General features: G+C 64.6%; 19 protein-coding genes and 1 pseudogene. 8 read left to right on the top strand and 12 right to left on the bottom strand.

Annotated elements, in window-relative coordinates:
* The 4 genes from M0R80_25930 to M0R80_25915 form a co-directional block, all read right to left on the bottom strand.
* On the bottom strand, positions 1-913 hold a 913-nt coding region (locus M0R80_25930; GenBank protein MCK9463077.1), incomplete at its 3' end, for a site-specific integrase.
* Entirely contained in the window at positions 900-1,169 is a 270-nt protein-coding gene (locus M0R80_25925) for a helix-turn-helix domain-containing protein (protein ID MCK9463076.1), read from the bottom strand. The genes M0R80_25930 and M0R80_25925, both read right to left, overlap by 14 nt.
* Positions 1,170-1,536: 367 nt before the next feature.
* Positions 1,537-1,758: a hypothetical protein gene (locus tag M0R80_25920; protein MCK9463075.1), complete on the bottom strand. Its 222-nt coding sequence runs from the start codon at positions 1,756-1,758 to the stop codon at positions 1,537-1,539.
* A gap of 269 nt (positions 1,759-2,027) precedes the next feature.
* A complete protein-coding gene (locus tag M0R80_25915) occupies positions 2,028-2,456 on the bottom strand; it encodes a nuclear transport factor 2 family protein (protein ID MCK9463074.1) in 429 nt (142 codons plus the stop codon).
* 166 nt (positions 2,457-2,622) lie between these two features.
* On the opposite strand from M0R80_25915, the gene M0R80_25910 reads away from it, so the two are divergent.
* Positions 2,623-2,964 (top strand): DUF3795 domain-containing protein, encoded by a 342-nt coding sequence (locus tag M0R80_25910; GenBank protein ID MCK9463073.1) that lies wholly within the window; start codon positions 2,623-2,625, stop codon positions 2,962-2,964.
* A 30-nt stretch (positions 2,965-2,994) separates the two neighbouring features.
* Here the strand turns inward: M0R80_25910 and M0R80_25905 are convergent, their stop codons facing one another.
* On the bottom strand, positions 2,995-3,780 hold the full coding sequence (locus M0R80_25905; protein ID MCK9463072.1) for a hypothetical protein: 786 nt from the start codon (positions 3,778-3,780) through the stop codon (positions 2,995-2,997).
* Between the two features lie 137 nt (positions 3,781-3,917).
* Here M0R80_25905 and M0R80_25900 point away from each other — a divergent pair, with 137 nt between their 5' ends.
* Both M0R80_25900 and M0R80_25895 read left to right on the top strand, forming a co-directional pair.
* Positions 3,918-4,550 carry a hypothetical protein gene (locus M0R80_25900; GenBank protein MCK9463071.1) on the top strand — a complete coding sequence of 211 codons (633 nt, stop codon included), beginning with the start codon at positions 3,918-3,920 and terminating at the stop codon, positions 4,548-4,550.
* Positions 4,547-5,230 carry a DUF6308 family protein gene (locus M0R80_25895; protein ID MCK9463070.1) on the top strand — a complete coding sequence of 228 codons (684 nt, stop codon included), beginning with the start codon at positions 4,547-4,549 and terminating at the stop codon, positions 5,228-5,230. Before M0R80_25900 ends, M0R80_25895 begins: the two co-directional genes overlap by 4 nt.
* A 222-nt stretch (positions 5,231-5,452) precedes the next feature.
* Here M0R80_25895 and M0R80_25890 read toward each other — a convergent pair.
* Positions 5,453-5,688 (bottom strand): annotated as a pseudogene (locus M0R80_25890) (transcriptional regulator).
* 181 nt (positions 5,689-5,869) lie between these two features.
* On the opposite strand from M0R80_25890, the gene M0R80_25885 reads away from it, so the two are divergent.
* From M0R80_25885 to M0R80_25865, 5 genes are all read left to right on the top strand, one after another.
* On the top strand, positions 5,870-6,316 hold the full coding sequence (locus M0R80_25885; protein ID MCK9463069.1) for a hypothetical protein: 447 nt from the start codon (positions 5,870-5,872) through the stop codon (positions 6,314-6,316).
* A 102-nt stretch (positions 6,317-6,418) separates the two neighbouring features.
* Positions 6,419-7,090 (top strand): restriction endonuclease, encoded by a 672-nt coding sequence (locus M0R80_25880; GenBank protein MCK9463068.1) that lies wholly within the window; start codon positions 6,419-6,421, stop codon positions 7,088-7,090.
* A gap of 2 nt (positions 7,091-7,092) precedes the next feature.
* Entirely contained in the window at positions 7,093-8,568 is a 1,476-nt protein-coding gene (locus tag M0R80_25875; GenBank protein MCK9463067.1) for a hypothetical protein, read from the top strand.
* Between the two features lie 182 nt (positions 8,569-8,750).
* On the top strand, positions 8,751-9,422 hold the full coding sequence (locus M0R80_25870; protein ID MCK9463066.1) for an adenine nucleotide alpha hydrolase: 672 nt from the start codon (positions 8,751-8,753) through the stop codon (positions 9,420-9,422).
* A gap of 97 nt (positions 9,423-9,519) precedes the next feature.
* Positions 9,520-10,506, top strand: coding sequence for a hypothetical protein (locus M0R80_25865; protein ID MCK9463065.1), 987 nt, complete (start codon positions 9,520-9,522; stop codon positions 10,504-10,506).
* A gap of 16 nt (positions 10,507-10,522) precedes the next feature.
* Here M0R80_25865 and M0R80_25860 read toward each other — a convergent pair whose 3' ends face one another.
* The 6 genes from M0R80_25860 to M0R80_25835 form a co-directional block, all read right to left on the bottom strand.
* Positions 10,523-10,702, bottom strand: coding sequence for a hypothetical protein (locus M0R80_25860; protein ID MCK9463064.1), 180 nt, complete (start codon positions 10,700-10,702; stop codon positions 10,523-10,525).
* A gap of 18 nt (positions 10,703-10,720) precedes the next feature.
* Entirely contained in the window at positions 10,721-11,710 is a 990-nt protein-coding gene (locus M0R80_25855) for a restriction endonuclease (GenBank protein MCK9463063.1), read from the bottom strand.
* Complete coding sequence (locus tag M0R80_25850) at positions 11,707-13,104, bottom strand: hypothetical protein (protein ID MCK9463062.1); 1,398 nt, start codon at positions 13,102-13,104, stop codon at positions 11,707-11,709. The genes M0R80_25855 and M0R80_25850 overlap by 4 nt, the downstream gene beginning before the upstream one ends.
* 82 nt (positions 13,105-13,186) lie before the next feature.
* Positions 13,187-13,933: a hypothetical protein gene (locus M0R80_25845; GenBank protein ID MCK9463061.1), complete on the bottom strand. Its 747-nt coding sequence runs from the start codon at positions 13,931-13,933 to the stop codon at positions 13,187-13,189.
* 278 nt (positions 13,934-14,211) lie between these two features.
* A complete protein-coding gene (locus M0R80_25840; GenBank protein ID MCK9463060.1) occupies positions 14,212-16,200 on the bottom strand; it encodes a hypothetical protein in 1,989 nt (662 codons plus the stop codon).
* On the bottom strand, positions 16,172-17,394 hold a 1,223-nt coding region (locus tag M0R80_25835; protein MCK9463059.1), incomplete at its 5' end, for a hypothetical protein. The genes M0R80_25835 and M0R80_25840, both read right to left, overlap by 29 nt.

Raw genomic sequence — 17,394 nt, 5'->3', positions numbered from 1 at the left:
TGTGCCGCAGCTTGTGCCAGCTGATCTCCCGCAGCTTCGCCTTGCGGCAGCACCGCTTGAGCGCGACGTCGGCCCGCCGGTGGATGTGCCGACCGCCATCCGGCTTGCAGAACACCAGAGCGTTGCCCTGGAGGTGCCGGAGCTGCCGCCGGGTCTTGAGCAGCGTGATCGTGTCCGGCGAGAGCGGGATGTGGACGTCGGCGCCGTTTTTGCGATCGATCACCTCCCCTCGAACGAAATTGCGCGTCACGTGCAGCATCCCGGCGTCGAGGTCGACGTCGGACCAGCGCAGCTCGCTCAGCTCGCCCCATCGCACGCCGGTCCGCGCGGCGACGAAGATCATGTCGTGCCACTCTCGGTTGTACGACGCGGCTTCGAGCAGGCTGACCAGCTCGTCAGGCTTCAAGTAGTCGGTCTTGCATTCGGAAACCGGGAGCAGCCGGATGCGCGGCACCTTGGCGATCAATTCGGACTCTACGGCGTAGTGGAACATCTTGCTCAGCGTGGCGAGGGCGTTGTTGACGGTTTTATTGGACACGCCCGTGGCCAACATCGATGCGGCGAGCCGATCGACGTCGAGCGGCTTGACCTCGTCTAGGCGCATGTCCCCGAGCACCGGCAGGATGTAGCGATCGAGGTTGCCCTGTTTCGACTCGACCTCGCTGATCCTGTTGCGCACCCGGGCGTAGTTTTTAATGAAATCTGGCGCGAACTCGGCCACCGTCTTCGTCTTGGCCGCTGCCTTCTGCCGCTCTTTCTTGGACACGAACGTCCCGTTGATGAGCTGCTCCATGACTCTGTGCGCATACTGCTCGGCCGCGCGCTTCTGATTGATCGGCGACTTCAGCCGATGGCGCACGCCCTCGAACCTGACGTTGACCCACCACCAGTCATCGCGCTCATACAACCGCACGGTCTCCCTCCAGTATCGCCACCCCATGCTTCTGCAACCATTTTGTTAGCTCCGAACGGGAAAAACGCAATTGATTCGAGATCTTATAGTGCTGGATCTCCCGTCTTTCGACCAACGCATATACGAACTTCTTAGAGCACCGGAGCCATCGCGCGACGTCGTTCACGGTCAGTATCTCGGCATCGACCGGGGTCGGCAGCCTGTCGTCGACCGGGATTGTCTGCCCGGTGACCGTCTGTTCCCTCTTCGTCGCCATTTTCCCCTCCTCCGCTGCTCGGTGCGCTCGTTCCCTGTGCTGTAAGCTGTAATGCCTTTTTTCCCGGCGCGCAATTTCTAAATACGCGTAACCATTGTTGATAAACGGGTTGCACCGGGTAAAACAGGCTCGAAATCGGCGGGTCGCTGACCAGGTAAAATGAAGGGTTCGAAAACCGATCCTTTTATAATATCGAGAAAGTCTGGACGACTATCGATTGGCTCCCAATGCGTTTGTCAACCAGCCTGTAAAGGCACGCCAAAAAAAATGAAGGTGACGGAGAAAAGGCGCGGATCGTGTGCTGTTCGAGGGGTCCGGTGGCGCAAATCTGGGTTTTCAGCACCCCCCGCGCGAGCTTGTGCAGGTCTCACCCGTGTCGAGTCCCGTCCGCGAACCAGATGCCCCGGTACAGCTCCTCCATCTGCTGCATGTCCTGCGCTCTCGGGCGACGGCCGCTGCGGGCCAGCGCGATCAGGCGTGTTACAAGACGGCTCACGCGCCGCACCACGGCGTCGGACGGGATGACCACTGGGGGGAGCTGGCCCACGTAGCGCGCTGGCCGCGACGCGGTCGGGCAGATGGCCTGCATCAACTCCGAGGGCCAACCCGGTGTTGAGGAAGCCCAACAGGAAGAGGAGCAGGGCCTCGTCGTGAGGGAAGACGCCGACGAGGGCCTGGTCGATCAGGCGCCCATCGATCAGAGCCGCCGACATCTTCTTCCCGGACGCCTGCGGCACTGCGATCCCCTCGCGGAAGTAGCAGACCGCGTTCTGGGGTCGCGTCGGACCCTCGCGGAACTACCTGTTGTGGTAGTAGGCGACCGCCTCGCGGCTCCAGTCGTTGTACTGCACCCACACGTCACGACCGCTCGGCCCAACCCCCAGTCCGCCGCCACTCGGGCGGCCCCTCGTCGGTGGCCCAGTACTCGATGATGGCGGTGATCTTCCCGGCCGCGTCGCACTCGAAGAGCGACGTCGCGTGGAAGCTCGGGCCGTTGCCCGCCTCGGCGGTGATCCTCACGACCGAGACCACGCACTCGTCCGCGATCAGGATCTTTTCGACGGCGATCCGCCAGCGGCCGGGGTAGTGCCGCTGGACGGCGATGAAGTTGTTGCGCCCCCGGAAGATCTCGCCCGTGCAGGGCCACGTGACGACGGCGTCCGGCGACATCATCCCGGCGGCGGTGTCGAAGGCGGCCGTATCGAGGGCGGCCCAGAAGGCGCGGACGAGCTGCTCGCGGGTGATCACGTCGCCCTCCTCGCCGCAGTATACCTCGAAGACATCCACACGTTCGATACGGCCTAGGCGACGATCCCGATGTGCATGGCGCCATTCTGCGTCAGCGGTGGCTCATCCGGAAAGGGCGAACGCCGCTTCCGTTTTCCCCTTGACCCATATACCATACATTTGTACGGTACACGGCATCAACCCAACCTTTTCTATGGAGGAGAAGATGAGCACGAAGATGATCGCGTACTGCGGACTCGTATGCACGGAGTGCCCGGGGTTCCTCGCGACGCAGGCCAACGATCCGGTCGCCGCACAGAAGATCGCCGCCGAGTGGAGCAAGGCCTACCACACCGACGTGAAGGTCGAGCATGTGTGGTGCGACGGCTGCCTCGTCGAGGGGAAGAAGTGCGCCCACTGCGGCGAGTGCGAGGTCCGGGCCTGCGCGCGAAAGCTCGGCGTCGAGAACTGCGCGCGCTGCGACCAGTACCCGTGCGCGACGCTGGAGGGGTTCTTCAAGATGGCGCCCATGGCCCGCGCGTCGCTCGACGCACTACGCGGCGTGTAATCGTTCTCACGGAGTCGCCCCGACCGCGGATCATCCCCGCCGGACCAGCCAATCAAACCGATACACCGCCCACCACGTTTTCCCGCTCGTCAGCGGCTCCTGGTCCTCGTAGGACAGCACCTCGACATCGTAGCGCCGTCCGCTGGGGCTCCTGGGCAGCGCGTCGATCAACGCCCGGAACTCGGGGAGCAGGGGGCCGTCGATCCGGAGGATTTTCTTGGTGTGGATGCGGCGCCAGTGGGCATTGCGCCCCGGAGGCGACCAGCGCAGCGCCCGTTCGAGGGTGTAGTGCGTGAGGCTCGTACTGTTGTCCTCGCCGGAGAAGGAGTGGCAGCGGAGCAGCGCGTCCCGATACCGCGCACCTGCCCGCGCCAGCGCCTCGGCGTCGTAAAGGGCGAACCGGACGATCGCCGCGCATTCGTAGATCGCTTCGAGCGCCTCGTCGTACGGCGCCTTCCGCCCGAACCCCCCGCCGAGCCCGGAATCGCACAACACGGTCCAGGGCGGGCGCGCGTCGAGCGCGATGCGGGCGGCGTCGATCTCGTCGTCGGAGCAAGCGCTCGGGGCCACGAGCAGGCACCCGGCGCCGTCCGGGACGAGGCGGGCGAGGCTCGGATCGCGGGCGAGAACCGGCGCGTCCACGGCCACCACGCACGGGACCGGCGGCGGCAGCGGCGCAGCGATCAAGGTGGGGTCGTCCGCCATGCACAGCTGGTGCATGAGTTCGCTCAGGCTCGCGCAAGAATGCTCGCCGATCGCCCCGAGGACCGCCTCGTCCCCGAGATCCAAGTGCAGCCACAGCTGCCAGGGCGTCATACGCCACCTCCGTGTCGTTGCGGGACCCCACCCGCCGTGGAACGATCATCCCGGTCGTCGTGCCGACGCTACCCGGATCTGCCCGAGCGAGCCAAGACGTGTTCGTGAACGTGCACACGGGTGCAGTGCCCGTCGCGGTGTTGTACCCTCACAGGATGAAGAACCCGCGCTGTACCGGGAACGAGCCGTTCACCTCGGACGGCACCGAGCTTCCGTTCCGGTTGCAGGACTTCTGGCGCTGGAGCGCGTCCGACCTGTTGAGCAACGCACTTCGCGGGGTGCTCGCCGAGTTCATCGTCGCGCGGGCGCTCGGGATCGACGACGACGGGGTGCGCAGCGAGTGGGATGCCGTGGACCTGCGGATGCCGGACGGCCTGACGATCGAGGTCAAGTCGGCGGCGTACCTGCAAAGCTGGCAGCAGCCGCGCCCCTCCGCGATCCGCTTCGACATTGGCCCCGCCAAGGCCCCCTGGGACGCCCGGACGAACGCGACGGGCGCGCCCGGCCGCACGGCGGACGTGTACGTGTTCTGCCTCTTCACGGAGCGGGAGCAGGCGCGCGCCAACCCCCTGGATCTGGACCAGTGGGAGTTCCGCGTGCTGCCCACCCGCATGCTCGACGACCGCGTCGGCACACAGAAGACGATCGGGCTGGCCGGGCTGGCACGCCTCGGGGCCGTCCCTTGCCGATACGCAGTGTTGAAGGCTGCGGTGGGGCAGGCGAGGATCACGCCTCGATGCGGCACCTTTACGACTGGAGGGAGGACGTGACCATCGACATCCGGTTGCGAAGCGGCCTGATCTTCCGAGACGCGGACCGCATGCTCATCGAGAAGTTTGGCGAATGGCCCTGGGGCCGCTACGACGGCGATCCGCCGAAAGACCCCAACGTCATCGACCCCGTCGCCGACGTCGACCGCGTCTATCAGCTTGGCATGCGGAGTCCGAAGCAGGCGTACCATGATCTCATCCAGACACACGGCAAGGCGATCACGTCATGCCTCCGCCGCCTTCCCGCTGAGCAGACGCTGGAAGAAACCGACTTGAACGCCATCAGGGCACCGCTCATCAAGCTCTACGGCATCGTGGCGGGGACCCCGCGCGTGCGGATCGCGGGAGCCACCAAGCTGCTGCATCCGTTCCGGCCCCAGCTGCTGCCGGTGATCGATTCCTTCATCTGCGGCTACTACAAGTACGCGGCGCCGATCAGCGACGAGCCCGCGTTCCATCGCCTGTGGACGGCGGAGAAGAACGGCGACTACGGCACCGAGATCTTCGAGCTGATGTACTTGATGCGGGAGGACATCCGGGGAGCGGCCGAGCAGTTCGCGGCGGTCCGTGCGGCGTGCCGCGATGCACCCTTCAGTGCTGCCTCCAACGTCCGCCTTCTCGACTCGCTGATCTGGTACTACTTCGCACGCCGCGCCACCGAGCAGGCCGATGGAGCGTAGACCACCCGCCGATCGCCCCGCCGCTACCGCCTGATCACTGTTTGCCAACATCGTGCAGATGCCCGAGGTCTTCGACGGGGGCCAGCCCGACGCGCAGATCGTGACGTCCGCCGGATCGGAGCCGAACCGCGCGCCCTGGTGGGTGGGCCCCTGCGACTTCCCCTGCGACTTCCCCCGCGACTACCCCTGCGCCCCCCCGACCGCCTCGAACGCGCGCTCCGGTCTGCGGCGGAGCGTGATCACTAACCCATCGGTCAGCGCGAACTCGGGCTCGGCGAGGCCCAATTCTCGGCACCGCGCGCGATGATGTCGCCGGTACCCGTTCCCATCCGCTCGATATACCCGGCGAGGTACAACGGATCGGCCAGGAGCGGGTTGCCCGGGAATGAGCCGTGGGGGTGGCGGAGCTTCTCCAGGGTCAGCGACGGCGGGAGCGTGCCCATGTTCCACACCTCCAAGTGCGCGAGGTGACGGCCGTGCTTCGTCTCTAAGAGAATTGAGGTGCGATAGAGGCGCTTGCGGCTGCGACGGCATAGCGGTAGGGTTGTTTCACAGCGTTGAAGTTTGTTGGAGGACCGGACGGCGCGACGAAGGCGTTGGTGGTGGTGAGGCGGTTATCTTGGCGGGGAGGTTTCCAAATTGAGTTCAGACGACGATATTGATTATTCCAATGTGGAAAAAGTCTACGACCCAAACATCACGAAGCCGAAACTACACGTTCCAATGGAAGCAGGATGTGGCAGCACGATTGTGATGATTGTCATCATCGTCCTGATTGCGAATCTGTGTGATGACGACAAGAAGAAGGAACCATCGAAAAGCAAATCGGCGGCCGCGGGGCAGGTAGAGAAAGGTCCACTAGGAGGAGGTGTTAGAATCGACACCAACGACGGCAGGGGCGTTTTCCTGCGGTCGGCGCCTACCGACTCCGCGCGCACAAAAAACGGAATCTGGGAAGGCGCCCAGGTGAAGCCGACGGGAAACAGATCGAGCGATGCCTCTGGCAACGAGTGGATCGAAATCGAGGTTTCTGGCCAACCTGGGAAAAGGGGTTGGGTCAAACGAGAATGGCTCGATGGCTACTAAACGGCGACCACGTGACGCTGAAAAGCATCGAGTTCGTCGCGGCAGAATGTTTTCATGAGCACTCATTCGGGTAATCGAAAAATTAGCCGAGGGAAGGGGAGCGTGCGGCCGCAGGGACCGGAGGATAAGTTCGCCAAGTGGGAGTCGTCACAAATTATACTGATACCGGAGCGGAGGTCGGACTATGGGTTTCTAGTTGGGCTGCTCACCTTCGCGATGTTGCCTTTGATCATTCTGTTTAAGCTTCTCTTCAGTCGAAACCCACTCAAGAGCAACTGGTTGCCGGTTGTCGTTGCGCTCGGTGTCGGCGTGTGGTTCCACAACTTCTGGTGGGTCTGGGTCCCCGTGTGGATCACCATCACGGTTGTCCTGGTCATTCAAAACCGTAGGCGGCGATTCGTTGTAAAAACGTTAGCCGAGATCGACTCCCTGAACGGTCCTGAGTTCGAGCGCTATGTCGATAGCTTTTTTCGAGCGCGGGGTTGCGAAGTCGTCCACACCGGTAGATCCGGCGACTTCGGCGCCGACCTCATCGTGGTGGACAAGGGCGTCAAGTACGCGGTGCAGGCCAAGAACTACGACACCGGGGATGTTAACAACAAGGCTGTTCAGGAGGCGTTCACCGCAGCCTCGTACTACGGGTGCACGCGGGCGATGGTCGTGACGAACGCGCAGTTCACGGATGCGGCGCGGGAGCTGGCTCGGAAGTGTAAGCCGCCGGTCCTTCTCATGGGGCGTGACGAGCTTACGTACCTCCTGAAGAGGATGGCGTAGCCATGACCGAGTTCACCGCGATGGATCTCAGATGCGCAAACTGTGGGGGGCTTGTCGATACCGGCCCCGACGGCGGCATCTCGACCTGCGCGTATTGCGGGGCAAAATACTACTATGATGGCAGCGAATTCGTCGGCGAGGACAGCGCGGCCGCACAGAAAGACGGTCTCATCCCACCGCAACCACCGACACGGTCCAGAATCTGGATCGAGGTGAAGAGCTTTCGAAGCGTGATGTGGCTAGCGGCGATCCTGTACGTCGCGGTCGTCGGTATCGGCTGGGCGGCGAGTAAGATTCCCTCCGGGGGGATCATCCTCTTGGCGATGCTGGTGCTGTGGTTCGCGAGCGCGCTCGTCGGACGCCTTCTTCCGAAGCCTCCCTCGTGGGTGGCGCAGATGAGCGCCTGGTCGCTCGGCAACCTCTTCCCGATGGGACTCGTGTGGGGGCTGCTCGTGAGTTCCGGGATTTCGGCGATCTTGTTTTCGTCTGGGGTGACCGCTGGCGGGGGAGAGGATCTGCTTCCGCCCGAGATCGCGGGTGCGTTCCTGACCGGCGAGGCGCAGAAAAACGGTATGGAACCGCCGAAGTCGGTTGAACTTCCTCCCATCGACGGAACGTGCGCGACGATACCCGCCTTAAAAGGATGGCGGGGGTTCCACGAGGCACTCGCTGCGCCCGGCACCCGCAGCGATGCGATAAACGTACTCTCCACCGCACCAAACGCGGTGGTCGCCATCGGTGGCAGCGTGGCCCGCTTTGAGATTGGCGCCGACGATGCGATTCACGTGGCTTTTGCCGTCGGGAATGAGCAGTTCGTCGAAATTTCTAAGAGGATCGCGAAGGGGTTGAGGGGGGCCGTGCTCGTCGGTGTCGCCGCAAACGCCGAGAGGCTCGCTCTTGCGCTCAATGCCGGGAAGACGCGACGCCTTCTACTCGTGAACCCCGCGACGTGGAGGGCGACGACGCTGGTGACGCTGCCGGGCAAGCTCGCCGCCGACGCCGGACCGCCGAGCATCGAAGCCGGTGACTCGGCCTTCTCCATCGCGTGGGAGGAAGGGAGATCGGTCGTCGGCGCGGTCGTGAACAACAACGGTCGAATCATTTCCAAATGGCGACTCAAAGGCTCGGCGCAACAGGTCGAGCCGCGTGTCGCGTGGAACGGTGCGAACATCGGCGTGCTGTTCGGAGGCCTTGCGAGGGGACTACCGGAAGGACTCGGGGTTATCGAGTTGAACTCCAAGAGCGGAAAACCGGCAAAGGGAAAGAGGTTCTGCGACCTCGGACGCGGTTGGTCTGATGGCCATTCCTTCATGCCGAACGGGTCAATGATCTGGCTCGATGGGGTGTACCACGTGGCGGGAACCGTATCCCCAGACGACACTGCCGCGCCATGGGATGAAGAGGTTTTGCTGCACTGCACTCCGGGAGGAGAGGCGACGCTGGAGCGGTGTGGAAACTCGATCCATCCCGTCCCCTAGTTGAAGCGTATCTGCCGACCGACGGTCGGGCTCTCTTCGAAGAAGCCGAAAAACTGCTCCAGTCCAGAATCGATAGCCCACACCGGTGGGTCCAGGTGGTTCCCTGGACTCCGATGTCCCCGTTGTTTCCGGACCTCAGCCGGGCCGGTGGTGACAGCTGCATCTCCATGCTATGGGACGTCATGACCACCTGTCCGAGGGTGCTGCTCGCCTGGAGCAGCGGCAAGGACTCCGCGTGGGCGCTCCGTGTGCTGCGGCAGGAGGCGCGCGTCGAAGTCGTCGGGCTCCTCACGACGCTCACCGAAGACTACCGGCGCGTCGCCATGCACGCCGTCCGCGAGGCGATCCTGGAAGCCCAGGCCGCCGCTGTCGGACTCCACTTGCACGAGGTCTACCTGCCTTCGCCATGCTCGAACGACGACTACGCGGCGCTCATGGCCGACGCCCTCGCGCGGTACGCGGGCACAGGGCTCGCCGCCGTGGCGTTCGGCGACCTGTTCCTCGAAGACATCCGCGCCTACCGCGAAACGCAGCTCGCCCGCGTCGGGCTCACGGCGCTGTTCCCGCTGTGGGGTCGCGACACCGGCGCACTGGCCCGCGAGATGATCGCCGGGGGCCTCCACGCGATCGTGACGTGTGTCGATCCCCGGCAGCTCGACCCCGCGTTCGTCGGCCGCGCCTTCGACGATCGCTTCCTGGCGGATCTCCCGCCCGGCGTCGACCCCTGCGGCGAGCGCGGTGAGTTCCACACGTGCGTCACGGCCGGGCCCATGTTCGCGGCGCCGATCCCGGTCGTCCCCGGCGAGGTGGTCGAGCGCGACGGGTTCGTGTTCGCGGATCTGATTCTCGCGTGAAAGGAGAGACAGACGGCGCCTCTTCGCTTCTCGTCAAGTTGGATTCTCGCAGTTCGAGTTGACGCCCGACCAGGTGGGGTGGTGTGCTGATCTCGTGATGGAAATTCTCTCTACAGAGAACTCATTAGGCGAGGACGAGATCTGCGCGCGTGCCGCGCTCAGTGATGAGCTATCCGGCAAGACAGCGGTCTATCTCGACATGAAGTACTGGATTCTTCTGCGCGAAGCCGCGTCGGGAAACCCACGCGGGGAACACGATGCTACGCTGCTCGCTCTTGTTCGAGAGAAAGTTGCGAGCGGCGTAGTCTTTTGCCCCATCGGCGAAGCCACGCGTTTGGAACTATTAAAACAGAGCGATCCCGGATCGCGCCTAGCCACCGTAAAAATCATAGGTGACCTGAGCCTCGGCGTGGCTCTTGATGATCCCCTACAACTAATAGAGACAGAGATCTGCTTTTCTCTGTTTCAACACCTCGGCGTGCCCTTCCCGTCACCACATCGCAGCGCATGGATTAGATTCACCGTGCTCGACAGCAACGGCCTGGAAGACGAAGCCAGAACGAAGCTCAACGAGCGAACAGCAAGAGTAGCCGATCAATTAAACGACATGAATGCGGCGTCTTCCTGCGAGCACAACACGTACCAGAAGGTTTTTTCCACGGAACTGGGCGGTCTCGCCGATCTGTGCGGCGGTAAAGTGATGAGTATCGCCGTCGAGTTGGCCCGTCTGCGGGGACTACAGGTCCAAGGTGGGAACGAAGAACAGCTCGAAAAACTACGGAACGTCGGTAGACATTTCCTTTCTCTGGTTCTAGAGCGCGACTTCGATTCTATGCCGACGCTCCACATCATGGCGTCTCTGCACGCATCTATTCGATGGCATAAAAATCGTAAGTTGAAGCCCAACGATCTCTTCGATTTCGATCACGCCGCAGCTGCTATTGCCTACTGCGATATATTTCTCACCGAGAAACCGCTTTGTTCGATGGTGAAGCAGAGACACTTGGCGCTCGATGAACGCTACCACTGTCGTGTGATCGCCGATCCGAGCGAAGCGATCGAGTGTCTTCGATGTTTACAGTAGCCCACTCGGCCGTTGGCTATGTTCTTCCCACCGTCTTCCACATCCGTTCGCCGTTCTTCTCGTAGCGCACGACGAGGCCGAGCGCGGCGGGGTTGAGCACTTTTCCCGCCGAAGGGGTTTGCCCGTTCTTGAACGAGCGGGCGACGGTCTCGGCGGCGGCATCCCGTCCGCGGGGTAGAGCCGTGACATCAGCCACCCTGTCTCCATTCGTTTCTTATCCTACCGGCCAGTAGATCCGCTTCAGCGGCACCAGCGCCCGGGCCTCGGCGTCGAGGCGTTCGTAGTGCTCGGTGAGCAGCAGTACGAGGGCGTCCAGATCGACGAGGGTGACCGGGACCGTGGCGCGCTCAGCCTCGTAGTTGGCCTCCTTCGAGAAGCCGCCCGTGCTGATGAAGAGCCCTTTGTCGCCCTGGCGCAGCGCGCCGATGAAGCTGCGGATCTCCGGCGCCCCCATCGCGCCCTTGCGGTGCTTCACCTCGACGCGGATGCGCGGCTGCTCCAGGCCGAGCCCGTCCGGCGACGCGACGATGTCTTTGCCGAGATCGGAGCCGGGGCTGGAGACGAGCGTCTTGTAGCCCATGGCGCGGAGTATCCCGGCGACCAGCTCCTGCATGTCGTCCCAGTTGAGCGCCTTGACCTTGTCCTTGATGAACTCGTGGGCGCTGCCGATCATCTCGGCCTTGAGGACGTCGAGGTCGTTGTGCGCGTCAGGCTCCGCCACTGGCGGGGCCATACCCTTGAGAACGCCCTGGATCTCTGCCCACACGGTTTCGTTCAGCAGGAACAACGCGAGCGTGCTTCCGAGAGTGTTTCTCGTTTCCACCGTGAGGTCGTCGCGGCTGACCTTGCCGACCCACTTCACGTCGCGGACGTTGGGGTGATCGGGCACGCGGTCGGGTTGGTATCGATGTGGCCCGGTGATCTTGCCGACGAGGTAGACGCGCGTGTCGCTGTCGTAGGTGACGATGTTGTCACCCTCGGCGAGATCGAAGACGAACCGCGCGATCATCCCGAGCTGCACGCCCCGCGCGGCCTTGCTCAGGTCCGGGTTTGCCTCGTCGTGGCGGCGACCAAGATCCTCCCGCGTCTTGATCCCGGAGATGTCCCCCATCTCCGCCCAGCCGAGGGCGACGCAGCGCTTCTTCTCGAACTCCTCGAACACGTAGCTGCCGCGTCCGGCGCGGACCATCCAGGTGTTGGTCATGGTTGCTCCTCCTCGTCGCGGTCGTCATGGTCCCCTTCGTCGACGCCCTCGTCACCGCCGTCGGCGATCACGTCGCCTTTCAAAATGGCCTCCAGGTCGGACTCCGAAACCGGCTTGGCGGCCCGCAGCGGCAGCTGGGCCGCGACGTGTCGGTAGACCTTCTCCATCCACGCGGCGAGCGCCTCCGGGGTCTGGGGTTCCGGGATCGCCGTTGAAGGCACGCTCCAGGCCGGGCCTTTGGCGGATGCGTGAAATGCGGCCTTGGTCCCGAGCGCCTGCTCGAATGGCACGGTCGCCCGCTCAACCATCCGGTGCAGAGCGTCGAGGCGGCGCTCCCGGTCCTTCTTCCCGGGCAGCTTGAAATCGATCAGAATCCTCCCCTTGGCCTCGGCGGAGACGTGATCGCCGCCGTAGTCCATGAACCGGACGATCAGCTTGAAGCTCCCGGTCGGGTCCGTAGTGACGTTGTTGTTGACGCAGAACCCCCACCAGCCCCGCTCGGGGATGCCGACACGCCGCGTCCGGATCAGATCCGCGACGCTCGCCAGCAGGAACGGCCTCGACTCATCAACGAGTGTCACCCGCCGCCCACCACCGCCCCGGCGGCGCGCCTTCTCCACCGCCTGCTCGACCTTCTTCGGGCTGTCCACAGTCACGGTCACGCCCGGCTCGGGGGCGCCCCGCTCGATGGTGACCGTCACGGCGGTGCGGGCGACGATCTCGGTCTCCACGGCGGTGCTCTGGAAGAACAGGATGCCGTTCTTTTTATCGTCGCTGACGTAGGGTCGCACCTCGACGACGCTGAAGCCGAACGACAGCGCGCTCTGACTCGCCACGCCCTCTACCAGCTCGCGCAGCCCCGTCGGCTCCCGGTCACAGGCGATGACGAGGTGGATCTCCCCGTTTCGGAAGCGGTGCAGCAGCGTTTGGGCCAGCTCTTGCGGATCGGCCTCCTCGGGGAAGAGCAGCTCGGCGAGCGTGGGCCACGAGGCCGCGGCACCCGCCGACGGCTGGAACAGCCGCAGCAGCTCCTCGGGCTTCAGCGCGGCGAACGAGGCCGCGTAGTCCACGACCTGGGCGATGACGTGGCGCTCGCGCAGCTCCGGGTTGTCGTACCGCTTCACCTCCACGATCACCGCGTGGCCGCTCGCGGTGAGGAACACGAGGTCCGGGCGGATGTTCCGCCCCTGCGGCGTCACGAACGCGAGCTGCGAGAACGGCACGAAGGGACCGTAGATGCCGGTGCTGCGCGATTCGAGGCCGAGCAGCTCGGGCCGCTCGGCGATGAGCCGTTCGAGGAACTTCTCGTCCTTGCCCTCGGCGGACAGGGTTGTGGGCCGCCACCGCTGGTGCTCTGCGTTCTCCCGCCACAGGTACACGGTCGGTTCAGGCATCGGTACACTCCTTCGATCGTTCCTCGCACCAGTGGCTCGTTGGCGACGGCCTCAATCTGTTTCCAAACGGTCGGGTGGTCGACTACTCGGGCATTGGCGTTCCGGGTTCGTCGGTTACCAACCACAGGAACCGCCGACCGAGTGCCGTTTTTTCCAGCATGCTATTCGCCGTCGGTCCACCAAACCGACCTGTACTTTGATCTTCAATCAATCCCAACTGCACAAGTCTCCGGATCATGGAGGGCATAGCGCTCGCAACATCAGGTGAAGGTGGGGTGACTAGTTTGGCTGGAAAGAACCCGGTATCGCCTTCACCGACATGTACTCGTGCACTCTCCGGAATGCCGTAGAAAGCCCGCAGAACTAGGGCTTCCGTGGTGGTCACCTGAGTCAAGCACTCGTGAAGTGCACCAAACCAAAAATCCTCTATGTTTGCGGCGATCGCGTTCGCCATCGCGTTGCGCAGCCGACCCAGTTTCTCCCGCTCCGACGCGAACCGTGCTTCCAGAAGGATGCGTACAACCTGATCCTGTCGATGATCTTCGAGTTGATTGACGTGTGCCAGAGCCTGCCCTAAGCGATCTTCAACTTCAGCAACGAATGAGCGCAGCCGTTCTGTTGTCCGCTCCGTGGAATACCGATCCAGCAAGGCAGCTACTCCGCTAATAATCGGAAGAGGAGATCCTGACAAGTAGCTCTCGGCGATCGCGGCCCCGCCAGTGGCGATGACCGCGACGGCCGAGGTCGCCGTTTCGGAAATCGACTTCGCCGAACCCTCACGTGATCCTGACGCTGAGGACGGGTCAGATCGCAGATCTTTTTTAGTCATGTAGCCCTCTACGTTAGTTTGCTTTTACCAATCAACTCCCGGCGCTACACCATCAACCATGAGCACGATGTAGCCTTTGTGCGGGGCTTCCCGCCAAGCTACCATCTCCCGTACACATTCGGGTTGAACGAGTAGAACGGCGTGTCGAGTTCTTGCAGCCCCTGCGAAAGTTGCTCAGTTCCCCCTGCGATGACCAACCCGCGTCCAGCGGGCTTCCAGGGTTTCGGAGTCTTCGATTTTTTCTCGGTCACGTGTCACCTCTCGAAGCCCAGCGCAGGCTAGACCCCAGTTCTCAGCAACCTCTCCTCCGGCTTCTCCCCTCTCAGCGTCAGCCTGAGGTGCCGCTTGTCGATCAGCGCCTCCGGCGGCTTCGTCGTAGTCGTGATGATGTACTGGAACGGTGGCTCGGGACAGCGGTGCTCCAGGTCGACCATGAGCTTGAAGAGGCGGTGGTAGATCGAGAGGCCGAGGTCGCCCTCGCGCGGGCTGTCGTGGATCAGGAACGCCGGGAGCGCGGAGCGCCCCTCGATGCTCATGAGCAACGCGGCGAGGTCGAAGGCGACCACCTTGAGCGACTCGATCGCGTTGCCGCCCACGGTGGGCACCCGCACCTCGATCCCGCGCCCCGAGAGGTCGACGTGCGTGTCGACCTCGGTGTCGAGCAGCTCCCGGCACACCCAGTTGAACAGGGTGCTCAGGCGGCCGACGACCTCGGTGTGCCGCTTCTGCTGGGACTTGCGCCGGGTCTTGAGCTGCTCCTCCTCGTCGTGGGCCTTGCCGATCTGCTCCCGGAGGCGCTCCCGCTGGTCGAACAGGTCCGTGTAGCGCCGCGCGTCGTCCAGCACCCGGCGCGCCGCGTACCACTTCTCCCGCCGCCGGTTCCGCGCTGTGGCCATCTTGCGCTCGATCGCGCCGATCTGATCGCGCAGAGCCGTCTCGTCCGCGCGCAGGTTCTCCAGGGCGACGTCCTTCTCGGCGATCTGCGCCTCGAACGTCCGGATCGCGCGCTCGTGCTCGGCGACCTTCCCCGCGGTGTCGGCCTTCTCGGCGGCGACGTCCGCCGGATCGCGGCGCGCGAGCGAGATCCGGCAACCCTCGGCGAGCGCCTGATCGATCGGCACGGCGCAAACCGGGCAGGACGGCCCGAGGCGGACCTTGATTGCGTCGGCGTCGAGGTTCTCCAGCTCACCCCGTAGGACGGCGATCATCTCCCTCTGCGTGGCGATCGCACCGTCGGCCATCCCCCGCTGGCTGACCAGGACGGCGATCTGCTGGATGACGACCTCCAGCTTGGACCGGAGGCCGGGCAGCGCCGGGTCGGCGACGTCGTGCGCCCCGGCCTCCTCGACGGCGCGGAGCGCCTCCGTGGCCTGATCGACCATCGCCGTCGCCGCCAGCCGCTCGGTCCCGAGGAACGCCTCGTCGCGCTTCAACGCGTGCGCCAGCTGCCTTCCCAGCTCGGAGATCATGCGCTCGACGAATCCCAGGTTCTGGCCGAGGGTCTGCTTCTCCTGGGCGAGAGTATCGAGCCGCGTCCGCGTCTTCAGCTCCGCCGCCGACATCACGTCCAGGAACGTGCGCACGACCACCTGCGTGGCTTCCGCGCCGATCGCGGGCAGCGTGCTCTTCGTCTCTGCGCTCGAATCCCGCCACTCTAGGATCTTGCCGAAGCGGCACTCCTGATCGCGCGACAACCAGGCTAGGCCGAGCAGCCACTGCTTCCACTTCTTGGGGCTGGGGAAGACGTCGCCCGCGGCGCCGAGGCGGAGCACCTGGCCGGTGATCGCCTCCAGCAGGGGGTCCATGCCCGGGGCGCGCCCCTCGTGGGCGAGGAGGTCCTCGGGCGGGACGCCGACGGCGGACAGGTGTCGGCGGGTCGCACCGAGCGGCCGCACGACGCCCCACGGCTCCCCGTTCACCACAACCTCGGCGCCGACCTGCCCGTCCGGGAACGCGCGGCCGATGTGCTCGCGCAGCTCCTCGTTGGCGAAGGTCTCCTCACCCAGGCAGTAGCGCAGCAGGCGGCACAGGAGCGTCTTGCCTGCGCCGTGCCCGATCCCGCCGGTGCGCCCCGCCCGCGCCGCCTCCTCAGCCGGGTCCGGCGACCAGACGATGTTGAGGCCGCGCCGCAGCGGGATCTCGCGAATCACCTCGCCGGGCCGGGACCAGAGCACCAGCCGCCGCACCCACACGCGCGGCTCGTCGCGATCCGGGTCGACATGGATCGCCGTCGTCGGTCTAGGAAACAGCTCCTTCTGCCGTGCCATCCCCCACGCTCCTCACGAACGCGACGAGGTTCTGCTCCGCCTCGACGCACTCGATCTCCGCGAGCAGCTGGATCGCCCAGGACGTGCGCCCAGCTACCCATGATTTGTCGGCAACGAGATCCTGCACCTCCGCGAACCGCCCGCCCGTGCTCCACCGCTGTGCCGTCGTGTCCACGGCGAGCGCGCCCGTGCCGCGCAGCTGCTGCACCACGTCTCTCCAAGCTCGATCCACACCGTCCCGCCGCACCTGGTCGAGGGCGACGACGTTGGCCGGGAGCGGCTGCGCCTCGGCACCGATCACGCGCTGCCAGTGCGCCTTGTCGGCGTCCGCGAGGAAGGGGATGGCGAGCACGGGCTTGCGCGCGATCAGCGCCGCCAGCCGGAGCTTCTCGGCGTCGGCCCCACCGGTCCTCCCGAGGAGGTCCACGAGCGTAAACAGCGTCACGTTCTCCGGCGTGACGCCGATCGGCGTCGCCCACGCCCCGTCCGCGATCGCGGCGAGATCGGGCGCGATCAGCTCGGCCGCGACCGCCGCGGCACGCGGGACGGCGGACTCGACGCCCCGCGCCGGATGCGCCACCGCCGGGTCCGCCGGGGGCGGGGTCAGCCGGGTCTGGTACGGGACGCCGGTGTCGGCGGCCCGCTGCATCTCGTCGTAGATCTCCAGGATGACCCGCTTCGTGCGGTACTCTCCGTGGGCCTTCTCGTCCTTGCGCTTCACGATGGGGAAGGTCTCCATGATGTAGTCCACGTCGTCGCGGGCGATGCCGTAGAGGTGGAAGAAGGCGGCGTCCAGCTCGGCGCGGAGGAGGAACCGGCGCGCCTCGTCCCAGCGGAACGGCGGGCCGTCGTAGCCCACGTCGCGGGCGAAGGGCTGGAGGTCCCAGGCGGTGTACGTCAGCTCCAACACGCGGGGTCGGAGCCATGCGGCGATGGTCTCCCCGGACCACCAGATGCATGGTTCTGTAAAAGTCGTAGGTGATAGGATCGGGAGCTGTTTCAGAATGAAATAGGTCATCGAGGTGCCGCCGACCTTCTGGCGGGAGCAGTAGTCGAAGACAAATGAGCAAAGGTTCGCGTAGAGGCTGGCTGGCTCCTTGTCTGACAGGAACAGTGGCAGTTTATTCCCCACTCCCGCCCTCCGAATAACGGCGGCGATGACGGTGCGCTGATCGGTGCTCCGGCAGATGTCGC

This window comes from Pseudomonadota bacterium, from assembly GCA_023229365.1.
In the GTDB taxonomy this organism is placed as follows: Bacteria; Myxococcota_A; Polyangia; order JAAYKL01; family JAAYKL01; genus JALNZK01.
Note: the sequence above shows the minus strand (reverse complement) of the source record. Positions and strands in the feature narration are given on the sequence as shown.